The organism is Pedobacter sp. PLR, assembly GCF_026239675.1.
Lineage (GTDB): Bacteria > Bacteroidota > Bacteroidia > Sphingobacteriales > Sphingobacteriaceae > Pedobacter.
Genome location: NZ_JAPIVQ010000012.1, coordinates 104,050 through 125,942, shown reverse-complemented (window position 1 = coordinate 125,942; position 21,893 = coordinate 104,050). Strand labels below are relative to the sequence as shown.

Genomic DNA, 21,893 nt, shown 5'->3' with positions numbered 1-21,893 from the left:
CTTTTTTTGCCAATTTTTAAACCTAACACACACAAATGAACCAAACGATCAATGAATTCATGAGTAAAGTAGCGTCCCGCAATACGCATGAACCAGAATTTTTACAAGCAGTATATGAAGTAGCAGAATCCATTATCCCTTTTACGGAAGAAAACCTGAAATATAAGGTGAATAAGGTTTTGGAACGGATTGTTGAACCTGAACGTGTGATAATTTTTAGGGTGCCCTGGTTAAATGACAAAGGAGAAGTGGAAGTAAACCGCGGATTCAGAGTACAAATGAACAGTGCAATCGGCCCTTATAAAGGTGGTTTACGTTTCCATCCTTCGGTAACGTTAAGCGTACTTAAATTCCTTGCCTTTGAACAGGTATTCAAGAATAGTTTAACCGGCCTGCCTATGGGCGGTGGTAAAGGTGGCGCAGATTTCGACCCTAAAGGGAAGTCTGACGCGGAAGTAATGAAGTTTTGCCAGAGTTTCATGACGGAATTATACCGCCATGTGGGTGCTGATATTGATGTGCCTGCCGGTGATATCGGTGTGGGTGCCAGAGAAATCGGTTATCTATTTGGTCAATATAAACGCATTAAAGGCGAATTTACAGGGGTTTTAACCGGTAAAGGCTTTGAATGGGGTGGCAGTTTAATCCGCCAGGAAGCCACCGGTTATGGTGTGGTTTACTTCGTGGAAGAAATGCTGGCAGTCAGCAATGATTCCCTGAAAGGAAAAAATGTGGTGATTTCAGGTTCTGGAAATGTTGCGCAATTTACAGTAGAAAAATGCATTGAAGTAGGCGCGAAGGTCCTAACGATGTCTGATTCTGAGGGTTTTGTATATGATCCGCAAGGGATTGATACGGAGAAACTGAAGTTCATTATGGAGCTGAAAAATGTGCGTAGAGGAAGAATTAAGGAATATGCAGATGCGTTTAATTGCCAGTTTTTCCCGAATGAAAAGCCATGGAAGATTAAATGTGATGTTGCTTTCCCTAATGCGACTCAGAATGAACTGGATGAAAACGATGCAAAATTATTGGTGAGCAATGGTTGTATTTGTGTGGCAGAAGGCGCCAATATGCCGACTACCCCTCAGGCCATTCACATTTTCGAACGCGCTAAGATCTTATACGCGCCAGGTAAAGCGGCAAACGCAGGTGGTGTAGCTGTTTCCGGTCTGGAAATGTCTCAGAACTCGCAACGTTTCTCCTGGGATCGTGAAGAAATTGATGGTAAATTGAAAGTGATTATCTCACAGATTCATAAAACCTGTATGAAGTATGGTCAGGAAGAAGATGGCTATATCAATTATGGAAAAGGTGCAAATATAGCCGGCTTTGTGAAGGTGGCTGATGCCATGATCGCTCAGGGCGTAGTTTAAAATAAAAGGTATTCTTTAAAAACAAACCGCAGATCAGGATTAATTTAATCCAGTGATGTGTATAACGGCTGGACAGGTTTCCTTAAAAAGGAATTTGTCCGGCCTTTTTTATGGTGTTTTAAACCATATTTTAGCTTTTTGTACCAGATATAAGCTTTCGATCCCATATTTTGTAGGCAATTAGCTCCGGTTCGTATCCTTGTATCAGATCCTGACCTACGAAAATGCTGAACTTATCAGGGATCCTGAACCTATGAAAAATAAACTTCTGAACCACGAAATTCTCTTTGTTGTCCTGTTGTCCGCCATATCGATCCTTAATGTGTTCCTGTCTGCAGGAATTATGGAGGGCATGCAGGCGCCTGTAATGGCTACTTTGTTGCCAAGGATTGGGGTGATCCTGCTCTTTTTGCTGGTGTATTTATGGATTAATTTATTCAGTATTCCCCGCTTTCTGAAAGTTAAAGAGAAAGGGTATGTTGACTATCTTTTGCTGCTTTTTCAGTTTTTAGCCCTGGGTTTGCTACTCGCTCTGGGTGTAAATGTGGCTACTTATTTCGCACGGCCAGCGGAGTCTAACTATAGCGGATATGGACTTTTTTCTATGTTTGGCTATAATGATGAGCCTTTGAGTTCCATTTGGATGGGTTGGGGGCGGGGTTTGCAGCTCCTGAGTTTGTATGGTACTTATGCTGTTCTAAGAACTTATCTGAGTTGTAGAATTGAAAACTCAGGTCCGAAAACCAGGTATTATACCTTGATGGCAAATGAAATTTCAGGCCTGTTGGTGATCTATTTGCTCATCCCTATCCTTGTGTCCACTTTCAATCTGATAGAATATGAGTTGTTCTATTTATGGTATTTTGTGCTGGCGAATGGGGTATTGTTTGTTTATGTGTCGAATGTTTACTGGTTGTTTCCCAGGTATTTAAAAAATAATGAGCTGAGTAGGGGCTTTGTCGGTAGACTGCTTTTTTCTACTTTCGTTTGCACGATTCCTATGGTGATCTTTTTGGTCCATACCAGTCTGATCCCGATGTTCCTGTTGGGGAACTGGGCTTTTCAGCTGCTGGTTACCGTACCTTGTACCTGGCTGGTTTACCAGCGGAAGAAAGATGAGTTACTCGAATGGAGCAAGGCCGCGATGGAGTTGACACGTTCCAAAGCAGACTTACAGTTTTTACGTGCCCAGATTAATCCGCATTTCTTATTTAACGCGCTGAACACTTTATACGGGACGGCATTGATTGACGGTTCCAAAAGAACAGCCGATGGCATCCAGAAGCTGGGAGATATGATGCGCTTCATGTTGGAAGACAACCACCAGGATTTTATTCCGATGAAGGATGAGGTTGCTTACCTGCAAAACTATATCGCTTTGCAAAAACTACGGATCCTGCCTTCTGATCAGATCAGGCTGGAAGCAAACCTGGATGTTGCAGAATGTGATCATTTGATTGTGCCGATGTTACTGATTCCTTTTGTAGAAAATGCGTTTAAACATGGGATTGACGCGGATGAAAAGTCATGGATCATAGTTGACTTGTCCTGTACGGCAGATAGCATCCATTTTAAGGTGCGAAACAGCGTTTCTAAAGCTGTTTATGTCGATCCGGAAAGAAAGTCGTCTGGAATAGGTTTGAATAACGTTAGAGAAAGGCTGATGCTTTTTTATGAAGGAAAGTATCAATTGAACTGTGGTCAGGTTGATAATGAATTTATTGCTGAATTAAACATCCGGTTGCTATGATCCCAATGAAAGACCCTATGAATATTTTAAAGGCGATCGCGATCGATGATGAGCCTATTGCGTTGGAAGTGATCCGGAATCTTTCTTCGGAAGTCCCATGTATCCGGCTTTCGGAGTGTTTTACGCGCAGTAAAGAGGCGCTAATGTATTTACAACAGGAGCAGGTAGACCTGATTTTTCTGGACATTAAGATGCCGGGGTTGTCGGGGATTGATTTCCTGAAGTCGCTCCCAAACCCACCGATGGTGATCTTCACCACCGCCTATTCGGAGCATGCCGTGCAAAGTTTTGAGCTGGACGCGATAGACTATCTCTTGAAACCATTCTCCTTTCCGCGGTTTTTGAAAGCATGTAACAAGGCTTTCGAACACCACCAGCTTCGCAATCAAAGTCAGGGAGGAGTGTCTGCTGTTCCGGGAGAAAAAGCCGCCAATTCAATTTTCATTAAAAGCGGATATGAGCTGATTAAGATTGAACGCTCAGAGTTGCTGTACGCGGAAAGTATTGGCAATTATGTACAGTTTGTTTTAAGCAGCGGAGTGGTCCGGTCGCGCCTCACCATGGTAGAGGCGGAGGGCTTGTTGTCCGCTCCCGGGTTTATTCGGGTACACCGCTCTTTCCTGGTTTCCAGTCCGAGAATTGGAAAGCTGGATAAGCGAAATGTATGGATAGAAGGGAAGCAAATTCCTGTTGGTTCCATGTACAGGTCGGCCCTGGAAAAAATGGTTTTTGATGAATCTAAAAACCGGTAAACGCCCACTGACAATTCTATTGTCAGCTGGGATTTTTATGCCCGGATTTTCTCAATATTCAGTTAAAGTGATGGTGTTGAATGGTAGTGATAACTACCTGATTTTAAATGATGATTTCGTTATAAGAAAACAGGATTTAGTCCAAAAGAAGGGAGCTGTACCAACTGGTGGTCGCCTTGAGGTAAAGGGCCTTACAGCCGGAAGGTTTTCCCTTTCCTTAACCGGTATAGGCTATGCGGATTATACTGCGGAATTTGATTTGAGTTCGGGAAATCCGGTCTTTGATTTCGGTAGAATCACCCTCCTGGAGAAACGCAGTTTCATCCTATCCGGATTAAGGGCAATACGACAGAATATCAGGTCGGGGCATTCAAATCAACTCCCAATGATCAGGGCGAAAATCTGTTGAAACAGCTCCCTGGAATTTCAGTAGGCAAGGGTGGAAAAATCAGCGCGCAGAGGCAGACTATTACCGGGTGCTGGTAGATGGAGCAGAGTTTTTCGGGGATGATCCAACCCTGGCTACCCGACAGTTTGAGTTGACAGGATAAGGCTAAATACGCTTCCTCAAGCTTAGATCTTTCTGTTCAGTGCTACCCGGTTGGTTTGGGTGGATACGTTGAGCTGGAGGCTCGTAGCGGCCATTGCAGCGGGCAGGGGATTCCGGCAGCCAGGGCTTCCGGCTTCACTATGAGAATAAATGGAGTAAAAATGAGCCGATAAATAAGCCTGTTCCGTTTTATATCAGTTTTTTCTGCCTTATCCTGAAAATCGAAAACAGTTAGCCAGGTCCAGCTGTTTTTTTATTACGTAGTTACAATGAAGTAGCTAATCAAGAGGTATGACAATGGATAATGTAATTCAGAAACAATGGGAAGAAATTGATAAAAAACTATATAAGGTTTTGATCTTTAAAGATTTTCAGGAAGCATTTGCATTTATGGTTCGGGTGGCATTTCTGGCTGAGAAGAACAACCATCACCCCCGGTGGACCAATGAATGGAATAAGGTGGAAATCTGGCTCAGCACTCATGATGCCGGAGATATTGTCACTGAAAAAGACAGAAACCTGGCCAGGGAGATCAATGAGCTTTTATTAGTAGATGCCATTTGAAACTTAACAATTCCCGAATTGTTATACCCTTTTAAACCTTGAAAAAATGGAAAAGATAATGGTTTATTTCGATATGCCTGGTGTATCCGGGGAGCAGTACGACCAGGTTTGGAAAGATTTGAAGGCAGCAGGTCATACGCATCCAAAAGGGTTGTTGCACCACGCAGCAGCACCTACAGCCAGCAGTTGGTTGGTTGTGGATGTTTGGGAATCCGCAGATGCTTTTAAGGAATTTGGTCAGGTGCTCATGCCTATTCTTGAAAAGAATGGGATGCCAAAAAATGACCCCGTCATTTTACAGCTTCATAATATGTATAATGCGTCGGAGACGCCTGAATATGAGTCCAAAATATAAAAGCAGGGTGTCCATGAAAATTGGACACCTTTATTCAATGTTATGCTTTACAAACAGCATACAGGCGTTACTTTCCATATTAAGGACCTCATTTGCTACACTGCCCATAAAGAGTGTGGTTACTGAAGCTACCCCTTGAACGCCCATAATCAATAAATCAGCCTTTTCTTTTTTTACATAGTGCATCAATGCGGAGGCGATATTTTTATCTTCCGCCGGAACGACTTTTAAAGGTGTAGCATTAGGATATAGTTTAGTCCACTTTTCCGATTTGATTTTAAGATCTTCCTGTGTGTTTTTCCTGATCTCGGCATTAGAGAGCCCCGGGAAGAACTTCCAGGACAATTTAGAGATGTTTATGGGCTGAAATGCCAATTCTGGCAGTTGATGGTGTTTTTTAAGGAGGCTGCCCCATTGCATCACCGTAGGGGTGTATTTGGAGAAATCTATGGCTTCAATGATCAATTTAGGTTCCGGATTATAGGTTTCGGGAACAAGTAGGGTTTCAAAAGGAAGCATCCGGATCAGTTTATGCGCCAGTCCGCCATTGCCTTCCAGGTTTTGCTTGTTGCCCAGCACTGCAAAGTTGATTTGTTTCTTTTTAACCGTTTTAGTGAAAGATAATTCCGTATAATCCTCAAAGGTGACTTCAATATCGTAAGGCAGCTGGTCGCCGAGAAGGGCAGGAATTGTGGCATCAAGCTTCTTCTTAATGGTATTGGCAATGGTATTTAGTTGCTCCGGACTTTTGAAGGATTCCGGAAGCTCCGATTGCTTGATGTTATGAAAGAAAGTCACTTTGTTTAAGGGTAGTAATGTTGTGAGTAGCTTCAGGTATTGAATCAGTGGCTGATCCATTTCAGAAAGATCAAGACCTGCAAGCACGTTTATTTTAGGGGTTGATGCCATGTTGTTGTTGTTGTTGTACGTCGTTAGGGTGATTACTTTTGCTCAGCCATCAGGTCTGAAATGGTATCTCTGTAGCTCTTTTCTTCTTTAGAGCGCAGCTTCTTTTTGTTTTTATTCAGCTCTTCCTGCAATCCTTTTTTCAGGCTGTAGCACATCAGTAAAATGATGACTGCAAAGGGGAGCCCGGCAATGATCACGGCAGTTTGTAAAGCTTCCAGTCCGCCGCCCCAAAGTAATACAATGGCCACGATGGCTTGGGTGAATGCCCAGAAAACACGCTGTAATGGTGGAGTATAGGGCGCGTTACCTGAAGTAATGTTGTCGATCACTAAAGACCCTGAATCAGAAGAGGTGATAAAGAAAAATGCCACAAGCAATACTGCAAGTCCGGATAAGATCGGTGTAAAAGGGATCTTTTGCAGGAAGACAAACAGGGCGGTAGAGATGTCAGAATTCACGGCATCGACCAGGGTATTGTCTCCTTCAAGAATAAAATGAAGCGCGGTGCCACCAAACACGGTCATCCACAATAAGGTGATGATGGCGGGGACGATCAATACGCCAAGGATAAATTCTTTGATGGTTCTTCCTTTGGAGATCCGCGCGATAAAGCTGCCTACAAAAGGCGACCATGCAATCCACCATGCCCAGTAAAATACTGTCCAGGAGTTTTGCCAGCCCGATTGCCGGTAACTGTCGTTCCAGGTACTTATTTCGATGAAATCGGCAAGGTAGGATCCGGTGTTTTGAATGAAACTTTTTAACAGGTAAATGGAGGGACCAAATGCAAATACCAGCAGCATGAGGGCAAAAGCCATGATCATGTTGCCCTGGCTCAATAGCTTAACGCCTTTATCTAAACCGGAAACCACTGAAATGGTCGCTATGGAAGTCACAATGACGATGATAAAGGATTGTAGGGTGGTGGACATTCCCCAACCAAACAGGAAGTTTAAACCTGCGTTCATTTGCTGTACGCCTAGTCCGAGGGAGGTGGAAAGTCCAAACAATGTGGCGATTACGGAAAGAATATCAATCGAATGTCCCCACCAACCATGGATACGCTCTCCTAAAAATGGATAGAATAGCGAACGGAAGGTGAGCGGAAGTTTCTTGTTGAAGGAGAAAAAGGCCAGTGCTAATCCGACTACGGCATATATCGCCCAGGCATGTAAGCCCCAGTGTAAGGCGGTAAACTCCATCGCCTGTATGGCCAGCTCGGGGTCGGAACCCGCCGGACGTGGTGGCTGGGCAAAGTGAGAGACAGGTTCAGCAATGCTGAAAAACATAATTCCTATCCCCATTCCTGCGCTGAATAACATCGCAAACCAGGACATATTGCTGAATTCCGGCTCCGCATCATCTCCACCCAAACGGATTTTGCCGAACTTCCCGAAGGCCAGATACAGACAAAAACCAAGGATAAAGTTGACAGTCAGGATTAAGAACCAACCCAGATTTGCTGTGATTAACAGCTTGGTGTTGTTAAACCAGGCATCCAGTGATTCCTGAAAGAGCAGGCACAGGGCCAGACTACAGACAATCAACAATATGGAGGTATAAAAGACTGGTTTATTGATGATGAATTTAAAATTCGGCCGGTAATTTTTAAGCATTATCGCTGGTTTATGAATGCATAACAGCATTTGTCTCCTAAAGTTTCCGGATTGGCGCAATTCCCCCTTTATATTGACTTGTTACTCCCCTTTATTTTAGAAAGGATCTGCTTAACTTTAATAGTAGATAACATTAAATAGTTGAACCTTAAAATCATAATATCATGGAAGTGACCACTGTTAGCACCAGAGTCCAGGGATTATTGTCCTTGTTTGATTTGCAGACTACTTTTTTTGCGAAGGCAATAGTAGGGATTTCTGAAGAAGATATGTATAACCGGTTAAATACGGAGGCAAACCACATGGCCTGGCTTGCAGGTTCTTTGGTTGGACAACGTTTTTGGATGACTGCCGAAACGAATCCCGGATTGAAACAGGCAGGATATGAGTTGTTTAAAGACCATAAGGGGATTCAGGAAGGCGCAAAGTATCCTACAAATGAAGAGTATCTGAAAGATTGGGAAATGATCAGCCCGATTGCCCGGGAGGCCCTGGTAGATATCGATGATGAAAAGTTAGACAGTATAATCGACATGGGTTTTATGAAAATGACTTATTTTGAGATGATTACTTTTACGATTTACCGGGAGGCGAGTATTATCGGCCAGCTGGCGCTTTGGAGAAGGCTGCTGGGCTATCCGGGATTGAAGTACGATTAGCTTTCTTTTGATCAGAAGGTGTCCCATTGTACCGTGATATCAGATAGGAGATAAAACCTCAGGCCTGATATCACGGTATTTTTACTTTGATTTGCCGGGGTCTGAGCCTATATTTATCAGCCAGCGGTTGATCACAAGCATGACCGCTGTTTGAAAAGCCTATGGTCACAAACGAAAATAAATTAGATAACCCTGTTTGGTTTTCATTAACGGAAAGCCATGAAAAATTCTCGGTCAACTATGGTGATGTTAAGTTCTATCACCCCGACTACTGCCCGTTTGGCGGTTTTATAACGCTTGATTCCACAGAAAAAGCCCTGGATGAATATTCGGAATTGGCCCCCAGCTTTTATGTGGTTGGCGAAAAACCGGATTATAGCCCCTCATTGACCTTAAATAAGGAGCTGGTTTGTCTGCAAATGGTGCTGACTGCTAAGATTGAGGTGGACATGAATACGGATATCATCCCCCTAAAGGCCGAACATAAAGACGACTTACTTCGACTGGTTAATCTGGTACAACCGGGCTATTTCAAGAGCAATACACCGGAATTGGGCAATTATTACGGCATTTACAAAGAAAATGAACTGATAGCTGTTACCGGAGAGCGCATGAAAATGAACGCTTATACCGAAGTGAGCGCAGTGGTGACACATCCGGACCATACCGGCAAAGGCTATGCTAAGCAATTGGTTGCCCATACGGCCAATCAGATATTTTTGGAAGGTAAAATTCCTTACCTGCACGTTGCCGAAACCAATGTCGGTGCCATAAAACTCTATGAAAAGCTGGGTTTTGTGACCAGAAGAAAAATCAGCTTCCGGAACTTTACTAAAAAGGGGGAATAGCCTGCCTTTTTCCTGATTTCAAGGTCGTTACAGGCGATCTTGAAAATTATCGGTTGGTTTTGTGATTTTTAGCAAGCTTCCCATACTAATAGGTTGTTTTCATTTTCTATGCAAAGTAAAAAGGATTTTATTGAGATCATAAAGGACAATCAAGGGCTTATTTATAAGGTGGTAAAGGTGTATACGGATGGCAAAGAATCCGGGGAGGATTTGTATCAGGAAATCATCTATCAGCTATGGAAATCATTTGCTTCTTTTAGAAATGAGGCCAAATTGAGCACCTGGATGTATCGCATTGCACTGAATACGGCTATTGTTCATTTGAAAAAAGAGAAAAGAAAAGGTAATCAGGTGTCAATTGATGAAATTGTATTGAATCAACCGGATACCAGTGATACACTGAAAGAAGAGCAGTTCGCAGTATTGTATACACAGATCAGGAAACTCAACAGCATTGATAAAGCCATAGTCCTGCTTTACCTGGAAGGAAAAACTCATGAAGAAACCGCGTTAATCACTGGCTTCACGACTACTAATATCGGTACTCGTTTAAGTCGGATTAAACAAAAGCTTATTGCTCAAATCAATTAAAACATCGGTTATGGAATTAGAAGAAATGAAATCCCTTTGGGAGGAAATGTCAGATAAGGTTGAAAAACAAAAAAAAGTAACGGATTCCTTAGTTCTGAAAATGACAAGGGTTAATTATAGCAGTAAAATCAACAAGTTGATCCTATATGAGATGATGGGTGCTTTGGTTTGCCTGGTCGCGGTGATATTTATTTTACTCAATTTCTCTAAGCTGGATACCTGGTATTTGCTGGGCTGCGGTCTTGTTTCGGTGATCATCATCGTTTTTTTGCCCCTGTTTTCTTTTAAAGCGCTTTGCAGGATGCGTGCTATAAATATCTCCGGTAATGATTATAAGCAGACATTGATGGCGTATTCTAAAGGGAAAATTCAATTCCTGCTGGTGCAGAAGGCAAGTCTTTATTTCGGAGCGATTCTACTGGTCTGCCTGCTTCCGGTTATGGGAAAGCTGATTGCTGGCTATGATTTTTTTAAGGTGACCGATATTTGGTTTGTTTACGCTTTAAGCTTTCCTTGTTTTTATTATTATGCAATTTGGGTGCGGAATAGCTATATCAAGGCCACGATGGAGGCTGAAAACATCCTTAAAGAATTGCAACAGGGATCGTAAATACCCCGGCTGATTTTCTTCCTGGTAGCTTAAGCGCTTGTGTAACAGAAAGCTAAAATCGTTTAATGATTAGGCATTATCACAGAATTGCGGATGCCCTATATTCCGTTATTTGTAATAACCAAATCACACAAGTATGAAAAAGAGCTATCTGCTTATTGCCGGATTGTTATTAGCCAGTCCGGTTTTTGCACAAAAGAATTATTTAGAAGAGTCGAAATCCGCTAAAACCGAGCGGATGCAATGGTGGCATGATGATACATTCGGAATGTTCATCCATTGGGGATTATATGCGATTCCTGCCGGAACTTACAACGGAAAGGATGGTGGCGCAGAATGGATTATGGAAACCCATAAAATCCCGACCGCAGAATATGAAAAATACGCTGCACAATTCAATCCGGAGAAGTTCGATGCTAAAAAATGGGTAAGTATAGCCAAAGCAGCAGGAGCTAAGTACATCGTGATCACCTCCAAACATCATGATGGCTTTAGTATGTGGGACAGCAAGGTGACGAACTACGACATCATGGATGCGACCCCATTTAAAAGGGATGTGGTAAAAGAGTTGGCTGATGCCTGTAAAGCGGCGGGTATCAAGTTTGGTTTGTACCATTCGATCATGGATTGGCATCATCCAAAAGCCAACCCAAAACAAAAGCCTGCAGAAAAGCCTGATTTCACGAAATATAGGGAGGAGTATTTAAAACCTCAGCTGGCAGAGTTGATTAAGAAATATGATCCGGCTATATTATGGTTTGACGGAGAATGGATTTCTGAGTGGACGGAAGATCAGGGGAAAGACCTTTACAACTATTTACGCGGCCTTAAGCCTTCTTTAGTGATCAATAACAGGATCAGTAAAGCCCGTGGCGGTATGGAAGGGATGAACAAGTATGAGAATGCAGCGGGTGATTTCGGTACGCCGGAACAGGAGATTTTAAAAACAAATTCTCAGGATTATTGGGAGAGCTGTATGACCATCAATAACAACTGGGGTTTTGTAAAGAACGACCACAATTGGAAATCAGCAGAAACATTGATCAATAACCTGATTGATGTAGCCGCTAAAGGTGGAAATTACCTGTTAAATGTTGGTCCGAGTGCGGAAGGCGAGATTCCTGCACCAAGTGTAGAACGCCTTGGTGAAATGGGTGACTGGCTAAAGGTGAACAAACAGGCGATTTATTCGACGAACAGTCTGCCGAATTATAAAGAAGGAGAAAACTTGCGTTTTACGCAAAGCAAGGATGGTAAGACTACCTATGCGATCTTTAATAAACAGCAGAACAATGAGCTCTCTATTGCTTCGGTTCAACCAAAAGAAGGGTCAAAAATCTATATGCTTGGCGTTAGCAAGCCTTTAACCTGGACAAAAAGTAATGGTGCGGTAGTGGTGAAATTGCCGGAAACACTGCCTTGCAAGTATGCATGGGTGTTAAAAATACAAAGTGCTTCGGCCAATTCGAAGTAAATGATTCCTGGCGGCAGGTGTTTTCAATGGTAAAATACTGCCGCTTTTTATGAATTCCTAAGCTGTTCCAGCAATCAGTCTGCTTTCTGCAGGCGATTTTGGTTTTAACAGCATACATCACTATAATTTCCTGAACAGGTCTGCCGATTTCTTTATTCAGGGAATGTGGTCTCTATTTACGAAAAGGGTAGAAACAAAAAAAGCATCTCTTTTGGGAGATGCTTTAGGTAAATCATCAATAAATTAGATGGCTTTTACATTTGTTGCATTAAGGCCTTTTTTGCCGTTTTCAACTTCATAAGTAACTTTGTCGTTCTCCCTAACAGGGCCTGCTAATCCAGTTACATGTACAAAGATTTCTGCATCTCCGTTTTCTGGTACGATAAAGCCAAATCCTTTTGACTCATTAAAAAATTTTACTGTTCCTTCTGGCATTGTAGTTTATTTAATTATTAAAGATAAGTGTTATTGCTCCCGTAAAGTTGTTGCCTAACAGAAAAGAATAACAAGTGTAAAATAGGGATTGTTTAAAAGAATTCTAAGTTTTTTTAATAAAATATTTAATAATAGTACTTTTTCGCCTTAGATCACGTTTGGAGGCCTATATTTTAGTAAACTTTTTAGTTTAAAATATGTCGCTTTGCAGCTTCCAGCGGCTCGTCCGTTCCATTTTTGATGCCATTTAGGGTCGGTTTTACCATGTAATCGATTTTTACACCAGTTCCCTGAGCATTAAAACCATCCGGATAGTAGACACCGATACCTGAAATAAAGGTTTTGAAACCACCGGGCAAAGGTATGGCGACAATGTTTCCGTCTGCCCCGGCAGTAGTGCTGCCAATTACTTTTACATTGGGAGCGGTTTGAAAGGCCATGGTTACAAACTCAGCATTACTCTGTGTCATTTCATTCACAATGACGACAACTTTACCTTTGTAGTAATCTTCGGTTTTACTGCCACTGATTACCGGGGGACCATACCGGAAAGATCCCGGCCGACTTAAAGATCCCTGACTGAATCTTACAAATGGAGAGGGGTTGGGTTTTAAATAGGTACTGAGTGAATATCCCATTTCATCTGTAGGGTAATTGCGCATGTCAATAATAATTCCGGTCGTATTTTTAAATTGCTCCCTGATCTGATCCAGTTCGGTTGCCTTAAAGGTTTTGCAATAGATATAACCAATATCTTTGCTGAGTAGTTCAAATCCTGGTGCTTTTGGTTTCGGATCCCAATCTTTACTATAGCTGTCAAATTTATCATTTAGCGGCCCTTCCTGATTCAGGGTCAGGAACTGACCAGCTCTGGAAATTTCTAACTTAAATACAGGCTCATGACTTCTCAATAGATATAATCCAGGCATATCTCTTAATACGGTAGGGTGATTGGAAGCAGAAGTAACCGGAACGTGATCTTTAACCAGTTCCTTTACTGTTTTTCCATTGATTGAAGTGATTACATCACCAATTTTAAGCTGTTGCGTCACATTCAGGGTGTCTTTATAATAACCGGTAACTACCAATTGATCTGCTATGAATTTAGCCTGAAAGGGTAACTTGTACCTGCCCAGATAATGTTGATAGACGTTGCTGCTTATAAAAGCATGCGTATCACGGATAGTACTGACTAACCTGACCAGGGTATTTACATATTTATATTGATTGCGTGCTGCAATGATCTGTGGAATGAAAATCGCTAAGGTATTGTTCCAGTCCTGCGCTAGCTTCCTGTTTGGCGAAAAATACTGAATGATGCCCCAGTAGCGATACAAGGCCAATAATCGATACCCAACATCTGGATAGTCCCACTTGGTGTAAGGTTGTTCATGTGTGAAAGCAGGAATAATGCCTCCACCAAAGTCTACGTAGTAATGGCTTTTGTTATTGCTGTTACTGATCAGATGAGTCAGTTTCTTCTTTAGTGATTTACTAAACGTTGAATTATTGAGTAAGCTGCCGTAGTCGGGCTTTACTACCAGATCTTTTAGCTGGTTTGTTGGGATGCAGTCCTTGCAGTCCGGAACCTTTCCTAAGTCATCCATCCAACTTTCGAATAGGATAGAGGCAGTTTCGTCAGTTGTTAGCTGTAGCACTTTAGGTAATACCCTTAAAAGTTCCGCATCCCAGTTTCGCTCACCGGCAGCGATAGCAGGATGATGATATTTTAAGAATCCCCAAAGTTCTCCCAGGAGTGTTAAGTATTTTAACTGAACTTTTCCGGTAACAATCGTATCTATTCCAGAACCATTCTCAAATTCCTTATCCTTTAATGCCGGGTAGTTTGGGGCAGATTTTAAGGTTGCCTGCTCAATTTGGGTTTCATCAACATATAATCTCAGGCTGTCTACCCATATTTTTCCTTTTCCAAAAAGCATGGCACCAGCAGTGATTTTTACGGCTTCATCTGAGTTGTACTTAACGCTTACCATATACTCCTTCCAGTCGGTGCTACCGGTTAACTTTTGATTTTCCATGGTCTCAAAAGCAAGATCATTGCCATTAGCGTCCTCTACTCTTAACCATACGCCAGCAAAACCATCGGTCACATTTTCTGTTCTGATATTTCCTACCAGCATTAGCGATCTTCCCTGAAATGATTGGTTGATTGGAAACCGGATGGCACCACTGGGAAATCCCGGGACTGAGCTGATAGATATGGCATATTTTCCTTGTTTCTTAACCGCACTGTCTAGTTTGATCTCGAATTTATTCTTGCCATTATAAGTTAAATCCCATCCAACAGGGTTTCCTTGCTGGTCAAGCTTTTCAAAAGTACCATTGAATCGTTCCTGCGCATTGGTTAAGGCAGGAAAAAGGAGTAGGGCGAGCAATAATTTTAATTTAACCATACCGTAATTTACTTTAATTGCAGGAAGTAGGTAGGTTAACTATTTAATTTAACGTTAATTAACAATTGAACTAACTTCGTTTACTTTCTTGATCAGGTAAAAGTTATAGGTTTTCCCATCAGCACCAGGCACATACTTATGGTATTTTGTTTGCCATGGTGTAGGTTCGGATGGTGTGTTAAAGCTGTATTTTATCCAGGTGGCATCCAGCAACGCAGCAGCGTAAAGATTCAGTCGTTTATTTTTGGCATTTGGAATCGGAACATACCTGGTAAAGTCCAGTGGAAGCCCTGATTGTGCGATCATCTTATCATAATAGGACAGGCCCGTCCGACCGTCATTAGTTGAGATCAGCATTCCAAAACTTATTAAATCATCGGTGGAGCTGAGGAAAAAGCCGTTGAAATCATTTTCAGTACCTTTTTCTAACAGGTAAGGAATTTCTACCCTTTTGGTAGTTTTGACAGGGACAATCCTGTATGTTGTAAGAACATCTATACGCTGCCCGGTCCATTGTCTTCTGTCTTCTTCCGTATATTTAACATAATAGACCGGTAGCTGAAGGGTGTCTACTTTCATCTCTTTACTTTGGGCATAGGAACTACCGAAGTTGAAGAGGACTAACAGAGCCCCTAAGCTGAGTTTTTGACTGATCATAGTTGACTCTGTTTGATGTTAAAATGCTATTTTTTATAGTTAAATGGTTGTTTAATAGATGAATGTATGTATCTTTAGTTAAGCGATAGCTCCTTTGATTGCTGGCCTTTAACCTAAATATGATAACGGGAACGATATGAAAAGGATAAGTACTATTACCATAATGCAGCGGGTATTGCTGTTTTTTGTGGTCACCAATTTCCTTACCGGATTAGCGCTGTATTGGATCAGGGATGGATATGAGCTGGAAAAGCAACTCGCAAGCATTCCTGCATTGCTGTTGCTTTATTGCTACCTGGATTTCCTGGAAAAGCGAAATTTAAGAAAGGCAGGGAGAAACAGGGAGTTAACTTAAAGGATTTTATCCAATGCATTCAGCATTTTTGTCCAGGAAGTTTCTGCACTGCCAACGAAATGTTCCCAGTCTGCCGGCATTTTTTGCGTTAGCGTAAGTTCAGCTCCTGTGGCATTGGGCACAATATCAACCACTATTTCTGAATGGTCATCGGTATCCTTGCGTACCGCCCAGGTAAATGCCAGTCGTAGGGGACGATTGATCTCTAAATACTCACCGGTATGGTCAATTTCTTCTTCATTTCTAAGGACTACAAAGGAAAAGGCACCACCCACCTTAGGATCTGTTGTAAGGCTCACAATCTTTTCATCCCGAACCTCGGGACCAAACATAAATCTTCCGATCATAGCGGTATTCAGCCAGGCGTCAAAAACATCTTCAGCGGTTACCGAAAAATGGCGGGTTACAGTTGCTTGAGCAGAGAGTTGTTCATTCATGATTTCCAGTTTTAGATTAAGTTTTTATGATCTGTTGTTTTCGTATAACTTATCAGAATGCTATAATGTTTTAGAATTACACAAATATTTCCGCCATGTCAGTGCTGGTTTTGTTGAATTCCGCATAGCTGACCGGCTGAAAACGGGGTCGCCGATCCGGGGGTGGCAATAATGTATTTTTACCTAAAGGATAGTCTTTCTTGTAATGAGGGTTAATTCTTTAGCGCATAAGCAGGATAATTATTGCCTGGTCTGATTTAAATACCTATTTTTAAAGTCGAACCATTATTTGAATTATGAAACTAAAAATCAGCTTATCCCTTTTTGTATCTCTGACCTTCCTGTTTGTAAACCAGGTTTCCGCCCAAAAAGGCTGGATCAATCTTTTTAACGGAAAAGATCTGAAAGATTGGAACATTAAAATCGCCAAACATGACTATAACGACAATTATGCGAATACTTTTCGTGTAGAAGGTGGCCTGATCAAAGTAAACTATGATGGATATGAGACTTTTGATCAGCAATATGGCCATATGTTTTACAAGAAGCCTTTCTCGTATTACCTGTTAAAGGTTACTTATCGTTTTGTTGGCGATCAGGCAAAAGGTGGAGAAGGATGGGCTACAAGAAATAGCGGAGCGATGTTGCACGGACAAGCACCGGAAACCATGCTTAAGAACCAGGATTTCCCGATTTCTATAGAGGCACAAATTTTAGGTGGCGACGGGGAGCATATTCGTCATACCAGTAATCTATGTACGCCGGGTACACAGGTCGTGTATGATGGTAAATTGTTTACCCCACATTGTTTAGATTCCAAATCGAAAACTTATGCTGGTGATCAGTGGGTTACCGCAGAGTTTTTAGTGCTTGGAGATTCGGTAATCAAACACATTATTGATAAAGAAGTGGTGCTGGAATATTCAAAACCTCAAATCGGTGGAGGTAGTGTATCCAACTACGATCCGAAAATGAAGCAGGATGGCAAAGCCTTAACCGGCGGTTATATCTCTTTACAGAGCGAAAGTCACCCGATAGAATTTAAAGAAGTAAAGCTGTTTAATTTAGAGCGCTACGCAAAGGATAAAGCAAAGCTGGATAAAGTAATTGAAAAGTTGTTACAGTAAGCATACACAGGTATAGTAATACCGGTAAATTATAACATACAGGACAGGTATCCTTTACAGCCTATAAAAAGCGATAAAGGATACCTGTTTTGCTTTAATCCAGGGTTTGAACACCACCTCCGTTCACAAACAGTATTTGTCCGCTGACCCATTCAGAAACCGGTGCAGCGAAATACAATACGGCCCCTGAAATATCTGATGGGTTTCCCAATCGTTTTATCGGCGTATGTGCCAGCATTTTTTCCTCTATTTCCGGCGTAAGTACAGAAGCCAGGGCCGCAGTCTTTGTAGCCCCCGGGCCAACCGCATTGATGCGCACCTGTGGTCCAAAATCCATAGCCAGGTTACCCGTCATATGGTTCAGTGCTGCTTTAGACGATGCATAAGCACTCATATTCGGACTTTTATTGACACTACTCATCGAAGTGATGTTAATGATACTCCCATAACCATCTTTTTTCATTAAGGGCACACACAGTTGTGAAAGTCTCCAGGCACTGAAAACATTTAGTTTAAAAACCCTGGCAAAGTCGTCCACCGTAATGTTAAATGGGTTTTCCTTACCGCCACCACCACCACCGGCATTATTGACCAGGATATGAACACCGCCTAATTCTCTATGGGTTCGCTCTACCAGATTAACCAGATCCTCATCATTGAGCACATTACACTCAATGGCTATGGCTTTACCGCCTTTACTGATGATTTCTGCGGCCACCGCTTCTGCGTCCTTAAGTTTTAAATCGGCTATTGCAATCGCTGCTCCAGCGCCGGCAAGGGTTTCACAGCAGGCTTTTCCAATTCCATTACCACCTCCGGTTACAATGGCAACTTTCCCTGTCAGGTCAAAAAGTTCGTTAATAAGCATATTTATAGTTTTAATGTAAGCGGCTATTTTCAGGGTATTATACCTGATTAAGACACAAAAGGAACAAAACCAGCGCGCAAATGTTTGGATATATTCACCTGGATTGTCCTGTGCCAACTCTAAATAAATATTCCTGGATACATTGGTGCTACCGGGTGATAATTGCAAATATTCTGGTCCCTAAGCAGTACTTTTGACAGGCTCTTCTTTTAACACAAACTATTGCGAGCAAACTATTGGAACCAAACCATGTTATCAAACCATGATTAAAATACGCTTCTTATTACCACTCTGTTCCATTGTTTTACTTTCTTCCTGCGTGTCAAGGTTGGCCAGACCAGCAATTTCAGGTGTGATTGTCGATTACGATAAGAATCCGGTTGCTGATTGTCGGGTGGGTGAGACCGTAACGGATAAAAACGGGGCCTTTTATTTAAAGGAAAAAAGGTATAACAAGTTTTTACTTTCAGAAATGATGATCATGGAAGCGCCACCGCTTCGTGTTGAAGAGCCGATTGTTAAAGCAGATTTTATAAGTGATGCCATTACTTTATATAACCCACGTGGTGGCGGACAGGCCAAAGGCGCAAAATACCAGATAGACACCATTTTTCTAAAGAGAACAAATCAGGAATTCGATATCGCGGATTTGCTGGCCAATAAGCACTGGAATTTAAGCTATACCAAAAATGCGGATACCATTTATATGCTGAGATCTGGCTTTGCCGAATGGTGCAAAACTGAAAAATGCCGGAAATTTTTTAATGAATATGAGGCTTTGACTGATAATTACTATCATTCCTACCGTAAAAACCTCAGTGAAGGGGTAATTAAAAGATTTATTGAGTTGAAATTTAAGGGGGATCATTCTGGCAGACTAGAACAGGTGCAGCATTACAAACATACTTTTGAAGGTCCAAATAAGCAGAGTGATACTTTAAAAACCAGTTTTAACTGGGCCTTGACCAACAAAGGGATCATTCAATTTAAAGTTCCTGAACCGGTTGAAATCAGCCATAGCTATAAAGTCGCATGGGTTGATTTGTATCAATTGATGTTGGTTAAGACTAAGTATGATAACCTAAACAACAGATAAAGTACTTATTTATGGCCTGATATTAACAGGAATAGAATGACAATTTCCAGGTTTAATTACTCTTGTTGTAAGATGCTGGTCGCTTTTCCATCTTCAGTTTTGGTTACGAACCAATGTTTCTGCGCATCTTTTTCCATTTTGTATTTTTTATCGGTTGAGGTATATACGTCTGTGTCTGCTGCACTGAGTATAATTGCCGGATTAAATTCAACGGCAAATATCTCCACCTGTTTGTTGTCCGCAGAGAACAGCACATATCCTGCAAAGTTATTATTGCTCAGGTCTTTCATTTTGGTTGCTAATTCAAAGGGGCGAATGCATTCCTTTTTTAAAACCGACCAGCTATAACCAGCGGATGTCAAACATCCATGTTCGTCTTTGTTTCCGCCAATCTGTTTTTTGGCGGTATCTACAACAGTATTCATTGTCGAATCCTGTTTTTGAGCACTGGTATTGGCTTTTTGAGAGTTGCAACTGAATAAAGCCAGTGCAATCAGGGAAATTCCAGAAGGGTAGATTGTTTTCATATCGGTTTTTTGAATGATTAGATAGTTTGTTAAACACCAGTTGGACTCATTTGTTTTTTTACGCCTAACTGGTTTGTAATGTTGAATTTATGTACCTTATGACAAGCCGGCTGTCCGGCCTTTGCAAGCTCCCAAATAGTGTCTGACTTTTTGGGACCACTGCACTTTAGCTGCCCTGTCTTTATTTGAAACGCGCTTATGAAATACATTTTAAAGTTATTCCTTCTTTTTACGATCAGTAGCCAGTTTACCGTTATCAGTGGCCAGGCACAGGTTAAGCAAGTTCAGATTGCGCGCGTAAAGGAGATGGCAAACCTTCCTCAACCCTTAAATATCATCGACTGGAAAAAGATGGCGCTCCGTTTCGACAGTACCGTCTATGATTTTAAGGCAAAAGGAGCGTACTGGCCATTGATTTGGATGGACAGCACCCGTAAAAATTTCGATCAGCCAGTACTGGGAATGTATACTGCTATCGGGGATGTCAGACAGGGGCCAGGCAACAATAAGGGGATGTTTCATGAGGCGCTTGCCAATATGGGAGCCGTTTTAGGCGCCTCGCTGGTTGGTGTCGACAAGAGCAATCAGCAAGGCCTGAACTATGTTGCTATGCTGAAAAACTACTTCAACAGGGATACCGGCTGGGACATTATGATGAACAATACAGCGCCGGAAGTAGCCTTGCTGGGTGGTGGGTACGGAAGAGATTGGTGGTATGATGTGTATCCCAATGTGCTCTTTTATGCCATTTATGAAAAGTATCCCGCAGAACCGGATTTTGATCTGCTGGCAAAAAAGATTGCCGAAAAGTTCTTTAAAGCAGACTCCATCCTAAACGGAAATTACCACTATTCTTATTTCGACTATGGGGCAATGCTGCCTAAAACCAATACCATCTGCCTGCAGCCTGACGCTGCGGCCGGACATGCTTATGTATTGTATGCAGCTTATAAAAAATTCGGAGATCCACGTTATCTAAAAGGTGCAATCAGCGCGATGAAGGCCTTAAATGCAGAAAAAATCAATCCTACTTATGAATTGTTAATGCCTTTTGGTGCCTATTTAGCGGCCAGAATGAATGCAGAAGAAGGGACGGGTTTTGATGTCCCAAAAATGCTGGACTGGACGTTTTCCGGTACTGCGGTATGTAGGGAAGGTTGGGGATTCCTGGCAGGAAGCTGGAATGGCATAGACATTTCCGGCACTGTGGGAAGCACGGTGGATCATGGTGGCTACAGTTTTTTAATGAACACTTTTGATGCGGCATGGCCTTTAGTGCCATTGGTGAAATATCAACCTGCTTATGCCACAGCCATCGGGAAATGGATGTTGAATGCGGTAAATGCCTCCAGGTTGTTTTATCCGCAATATATGCCGCTGGAGCATCAGACTTTGCCGGGATTTGCGGAGGTGACCAAAGGTGTGATTGCTTACGAGGGCCTGGCAAAAGCATCCACATTTGAGGATCGGTACCTGGATTTAAAAGCGCCGGTTGCGCAAGGGGATGGGCCTAAATGGGTGCCCGGTAAAAACCCTGAAATCTCCCAGTTTAGTGTTTATGGGAGTGGACATGTAGGCATTTTTGGAAGCATGGTCAGGAAAACTAACGTAGAAGGGATTCTACAGCTGGATTTGAATGTAACGGATTTCTTTGCGGCTCCGGGTTTTCCTTCCTGGTTGTTTTACAACCCTTATCCCATAGCCAAAAAACTGAGCTTTAAACCGACTGGTAAAGTTGATATTTATAACCTGGTAACCCAAAAGGTTATCGCCAGAAATGTGAGCAAGGCGATTCAATTTACGATTCCCGCCTTAACTTCAGCGATTTTGCTGGAGATTCCTTCGGGCAAAAAAAGGACGGTAAAAAACAACCAGCTACAAGTAGCTGGTCGCGTGATTGATTATCATTATAGCCGGAAATAG

The 21,893-nt window shown here is 42.1% G+C and carries 23 protein-coding genes; 15 read left to right on the top strand and 8 right to left on the bottom strand.

The genetic code is table 11. The features are described 5' to 3' along the window. The first annotated feature begins 35 nt into the window (after positions 1-35). The 6 genes from gdhA to OQX61_RS23630 all read left to right on the top strand — a co-directional run bounded on the left by gdhA (position 36) and on the right by OQX61_RS23630 (position 5,347). Positions 36-1,376: an NADP-specific glutamate dehydrogenase gene (gdhA, locus tag OQX61_RS23655; protein ID WP_265844316.1), complete on the top strand. Its 1,341-nt coding sequence runs from the start codon at positions 36-38 to the stop codon at positions 1,374-1,376. Positions 1,377-1,629: 253 nt separating this feature from the next. Next, entirely contained in the window at positions 1,630-3,126 is a 1,497-nt protein-coding gene (locus OQX61_RS23650) for a histidine kinase (protein ID WP_265844315.1), read from the top strand. Next, positions 3,123-3,878 carry a response regulator transcription factor gene (locus tag OQX61_RS23645; RefSeq protein ID WP_265844314.1) on the top strand — a complete coding sequence of 252 codons (756 nt, stop codon included), beginning with the start codon at positions 3,123-3,125 and terminating at the stop codon, positions 3,876-3,878. Before OQX61_RS23650 ends, OQX61_RS23645 begins: the two co-directional genes overlap by 4 nt. Next, a complete protein-coding gene (locus OQX61_RS23640) occupies positions 3,859-4,287 on the top strand; it encodes a hypothetical protein (protein WP_265844313.1) in 429 nt (142 codons plus the stop codon). The genes OQX61_RS23645 and OQX61_RS23640 overlap by 20 nt, the downstream gene beginning before the upstream one ends. Before the next feature lie 432 nt (positions 4,288-4,719). After that, on the top strand, positions 4,720-4,992 hold the full coding sequence (locus tag OQX61_RS23635) for a 4a-hydroxytetrahydrobiopterin dehydratase (protein WP_265844312.1): 273 nt from the start codon (positions 4,720-4,722) through the stop codon (positions 4,990-4,992). A 46-nt stretch (positions 4,993-5,038) separates the two neighbouring features. Continuing rightward, positions 5,039-5,347, top strand: a complete 309-nt coding sequence (locus tag OQX61_RS23630) for a hypothetical protein (RefSeq protein WP_265844311.1) — start codon at positions 5,039-5,041, stop codon at positions 5,345-5,347. A gap of 30 nt (positions 5,348-5,377) precedes the next feature. Here the strand turns inward: OQX61_RS23630 and OQX61_RS23625 are convergent, their stop codons facing one another. Together OQX61_RS23625 and OQX61_RS23620 are read right to left on the bottom strand one after the other, a co-directional pair. Next, a complete protein-coding gene (locus OQX61_RS23625) occupies positions 5,378-6,256 on the bottom strand; it encodes a universal stress protein (RefSeq protein ID WP_265844310.1) in 879 nt (292 codons plus the stop codon). A 32-nt stretch (positions 6,257-6,288) separates the two neighbouring features. Further along, complete coding sequence (locus OQX61_RS23620; protein WP_265844309.1) at positions 6,289-7,872, bottom strand: BCCT family transporter; 1,584 nt, start codon at positions 7,870-7,872, stop codon at positions 6,289-6,291. Between the two features lie 164 nt (positions 7,873-8,036). Here OQX61_RS23620 and OQX61_RS23615 point away from each other — a divergent pair, with 164 nt between their 5' ends. The 5 genes from OQX61_RS23615 to OQX61_RS23595 all read left to right on the top strand — a co-directional run bounded on the left by OQX61_RS23615 (position 8,037) and on the right by OQX61_RS23595 (position 12,054). Further along, positions 8,037-8,531, top strand: a complete 495-nt coding sequence (locus tag OQX61_RS23615) for a DinB family protein (protein ID WP_265844308.1) — start codon at positions 8,037-8,039, stop codon at positions 8,529-8,531. Positions 8,532-8,692: 161 nt separating this feature from the next. Then, complete coding sequence (locus OQX61_RS23610) at positions 8,693-9,379, top strand: GNAT family N-acetyltransferase (protein WP_265844307.1); 687 nt, start codon at positions 8,693-8,695, stop codon at positions 9,377-9,379. A 108-nt stretch (positions 9,380-9,487) separates the two neighbouring features. After that, positions 9,488-9,970, top strand: a complete 483-nt coding sequence (locus tag OQX61_RS23605) for a sigma-70 family RNA polymerase sigma factor (protein WP_265844306.1) — start codon at positions 9,488-9,490, stop codon at positions 9,968-9,970. 10 nt (positions 9,971-9,980) lie between these two features. Next, on the top strand, positions 9,981-10,580 hold the full coding sequence (locus OQX61_RS23600) for a hypothetical protein (RefSeq protein WP_265844305.1): 600 nt from the start codon (positions 9,981-9,983) through the stop codon (positions 10,578-10,580). Positions 10,581-10,716: 136 nt separating this feature from the next. Further along, complete coding sequence (locus OQX61_RS23595; protein WP_265844304.1) at positions 10,717-12,054, top strand: alpha-L-fucosidase; 1,338 nt, start codon at positions 10,717-10,719, stop codon at positions 12,052-12,054. 243 nt (positions 12,055-12,297) lie between these two features. Here OQX61_RS23595 and OQX61_RS23590 read toward each other — a convergent pair whose 3' ends face one another. From OQX61_RS23590 to OQX61_RS23580, 3 genes are all read right to left on the bottom strand, one after another. Beyond that, the gene (locus tag OQX61_RS23590; protein ID WP_062548246.1) at positions 12,298-12,489 is read right to left on the bottom strand and encodes a cold-shock protein; all 192 of its coding nucleotides are present in this window, start codon (positions 12,487-12,489) and stop codon (positions 12,298-12,300) included. A gap of 185 nt (positions 12,490-12,674) precedes the next feature. After that, positions 12,675-14,903 carry a S41 family peptidase gene (locus tag OQX61_RS23585; protein ID WP_265844303.1) on the bottom strand — a complete coding sequence of 743 codons (2,229 nt, stop codon included), beginning with the start codon at positions 14,901-14,903 and terminating at the stop codon, positions 12,675-12,677. 54 nt (positions 14,904-14,957) lie between these two features. Continuing rightward, the gene (locus tag OQX61_RS23580) at positions 14,958-15,560 is read right to left on the bottom strand and encodes a hypothetical protein (RefSeq protein ID WP_265844302.1); all 603 of its coding nucleotides are present in this window, start codon (positions 15,558-15,560) and stop codon (positions 14,958-14,960) included. 136 nt (positions 15,561-15,696) lie between these two features. Between OQX61_RS23580 and OQX61_RS23575 the strand changes: the two genes are divergently transcribed. Further along, positions 15,697-15,915 carry a hypothetical protein gene (locus tag OQX61_RS23575; RefSeq protein ID WP_265844301.1) on the top strand — a complete coding sequence of 73 codons (219 nt, stop codon included), beginning with the start codon at positions 15,697-15,699 and terminating at the stop codon, positions 15,913-15,915. On the opposite strand, the gene OQX61_RS23570 is transcribed toward OQX61_RS23575, so the two are convergent. Then, positions 15,912-16,352 (bottom strand): SRPBCC family protein, encoded by a 441-nt coding sequence (locus OQX61_RS23570; RefSeq protein WP_265844300.1) that lies wholly within the window; start codon positions 16,350-16,352, stop codon positions 15,912-15,914. The two genes, OQX61_RS23575 and OQX61_RS23570, sit on opposite strands and share 4 nt — an antisense overlap. 296 nt (positions 16,353-16,648) lie before the next feature. Between OQX61_RS23570 and OQX61_RS23565 the strand changes: the two genes are divergently transcribed. Beyond that, complete coding sequence (locus OQX61_RS23565) at positions 16,649-17,479, top strand: DUF1080 domain-containing protein (protein ID WP_265844299.1); 831 nt, start codon at positions 16,649-16,651, stop codon at positions 17,477-17,479. Between the two features lie 94 nt (positions 17,480-17,573). Here the strand turns inward: OQX61_RS23565 and OQX61_RS23560 are convergent, their stop codons facing one another. Next, positions 17,574-18,347 carry a glucose 1-dehydrogenase gene (locus tag OQX61_RS23560; RefSeq protein ID WP_265844298.1) on the bottom strand — a complete coding sequence of 258 codons (774 nt, stop codon included), beginning with the start codon at positions 18,345-18,347 and terminating at the stop codon, positions 17,574-17,576. A gap of 262 nt (positions 18,348-18,609) precedes the next feature. Between OQX61_RS23560 and OQX61_RS23555 the strand changes: the two genes are divergently transcribed. After that, positions 18,610-19,443, top strand: coding sequence for a hypothetical protein (locus tag OQX61_RS23555; protein WP_265844297.1), 834 nt, complete (start codon positions 18,610-18,612; stop codon positions 19,441-19,443). A gap of 56 nt (positions 19,444-19,499) precedes the next feature. Here the strand turns inward: OQX61_RS23555 and OQX61_RS23550 are convergent, their stop codons facing one another. Further along, on the bottom strand, positions 19,500-19,970 hold the full coding sequence (locus OQX61_RS23550; protein ID WP_265844296.1) for a hypothetical protein: 471 nt from the start codon (positions 19,968-19,970) through the stop codon (positions 19,500-19,502). A 198-nt stretch (positions 19,971-20,168) separates the two neighbouring features. Between OQX61_RS23550 and OQX61_RS23545 the strand changes: the two genes are divergently transcribed. After that, positions 20,169-21,893, top strand: a complete 1,725-nt coding sequence (locus OQX61_RS23545; protein WP_265844295.1) for a hypothetical protein — start codon at positions 20,169-20,171, stop codon at positions 21,891-21,893.

What these genes read in the sequence shown, in the direction of transcription:
- OQX61_RS23605 (WP_265844306.1), top strand. Translation starts at nt 9,488, where the DNA reads ATGCAAAGTAAAAAGGATTTTATTGAGATCATAAAGGACAATCAAGGG.
- OQX61_RS23640 (WP_265844313.1), top strand. Translation starts at nt 3,859, where the DNA reads ATGAATCTAAAAACCGGTAAACGCCCACTGACAATTCTATTGTCAGCT.
- gdhA (WP_265844316.1), top strand. Translation starts at nt 36, where the DNA reads ATGAACCAAACGATCAATGAATTCATGAGTAAAGTAGCGTCCCGCAAT.
- OQX61_RS23580 (WP_265844302.1), bottom strand. Translation starts at nt 15,560, where the DNA reads ATGATCAGTCAAAAACTCAGCTTAGGGGCTCTGTTAGTCCTCTTCAAC.
- OQX61_RS23585 (WP_265844303.1), bottom strand. Translation starts at nt 14,903, where the DNA reads ATGGTTAAATTAAAATTATTGCTCGCCCTACTCCTTTTTCCTGCCTTA.
- OQX61_RS23545 (WP_265844295.1), top strand. Translation starts at nt 20,169, where the DNA reads ATGAAATACATTTTAAAGTTATTCCTTCTTTTTACGATCAGTAGCCAG.
- OQX61_RS23565 (WP_265844299.1), top strand. Translation starts at nt 16,649, where the DNA reads ATGAAACTAAAAATCAGCTTATCCCTTTTTGTATCTCTGACCTTCCTG.
- OQX61_RS23635 (WP_265844312.1), top strand. Translation starts at nt 4,720, where the DNA reads ATGACAATGGATAATGTAATTCAGAAACAATGGGAAGAAATTGATAAA.
- OQX61_RS23630 (WP_265844311.1), top strand. Translation starts at nt 5,039, where the DNA reads ATGGAAAAGATAATGGTTTATTTCGATATGCCTGGTGTATCCGGGGAG.
- OQX61_RS23645 (WP_265844314.1), top strand. Translation starts at nt 3,123, where the DNA reads ATGATCCCAATGAAAGACCCTATGAATATTTTAAAGGCGATCGCGATC.
- OQX61_RS23625 (WP_265844310.1), bottom strand. Translation starts at nt 6,256, where the DNA reads ATGGCATCAACCCCTAAAATAAACGTGCTTGCAGGTCTTGATCTTTCT.
- OQX61_RS23650 (WP_265844315.1), top strand. Translation starts at nt 1,630, where the DNA reads ATGAAAAATAAACTTCTGAACCACGAAATTCTCTTTGTTGTCCTGTTG.
- OQX61_RS23555 (WP_265844297.1), top strand. Translation starts at nt 18,610, where the DNA reads ATGATTAAAATACGCTTCTTATTACCACTCTGTTCCATTGTTTTACTT.
- OQX61_RS23550 (WP_265844296.1), bottom strand. Translation starts at nt 19,970, where the DNA reads ATGAAAACAATCTACCCTTCTGGAATTTCCCTGATTGCACTGGCTTTA.
- OQX61_RS23570 (WP_265844300.1), bottom strand. Translation starts at nt 16,352, where the DNA reads ATGAATGAACAACTCTCTGCTCAAGCAACTGTAACCCGCCATTTTTCG.
- OQX61_RS23600 (WP_265844305.1), top strand. Translation starts at nt 9,981, where the DNA reads ATGGAATTAGAAGAAATGAAATCCCTTTGGGAGGAAATGTCAGATAAG.
- OQX61_RS23560 (WP_265844298.1), bottom strand. Translation starts at nt 18,347, where the DNA reads ATGCTTATTAACGAACTTTTTGACCTGACAGGGAAAGTTGCCATTGTA.
- OQX61_RS23575 (WP_265844301.1), top strand. Translation starts at nt 15,697, where the DNA reads ATGAAAAGGATAAGTACTATTACCATAATGCAGCGGGTATTGCTGTTT.
- OQX61_RS23620 (WP_265844309.1), bottom strand. Translation starts at nt 7,872, where the DNA reads ATGCTTAAAAATTACCGGCCGAATTTTAAATTCATCATCAATAAACCA.
- OQX61_RS23595 (WP_265844304.1), top strand. Translation starts at nt 10,717, where the DNA reads ATGAAAAAGAGCTATCTGCTTATTGCCGGATTGTTATTAGCCAGTCCG.
- OQX61_RS23615 (WP_265844308.1), top strand. Translation starts at nt 8,037, where the DNA reads ATGGAAGTGACCACTGTTAGCACCAGAGTCCAGGGATTATTGTCCTTG.
- OQX61_RS23610 (WP_265844307.1), top strand. Translation starts at nt 8,693, where the DNA reads ATGGTCACAAACGAAAATAAATTAGATAACCCTGTTTGGTTTTCATTA.
- OQX61_RS23590 (WP_062548246.1), bottom strand. Translation starts at nt 12,489, where the DNA reads ATGCCAGAAGGAACAGTAAAATTTTTTAATGAGTCAAAAGGATTTGGC.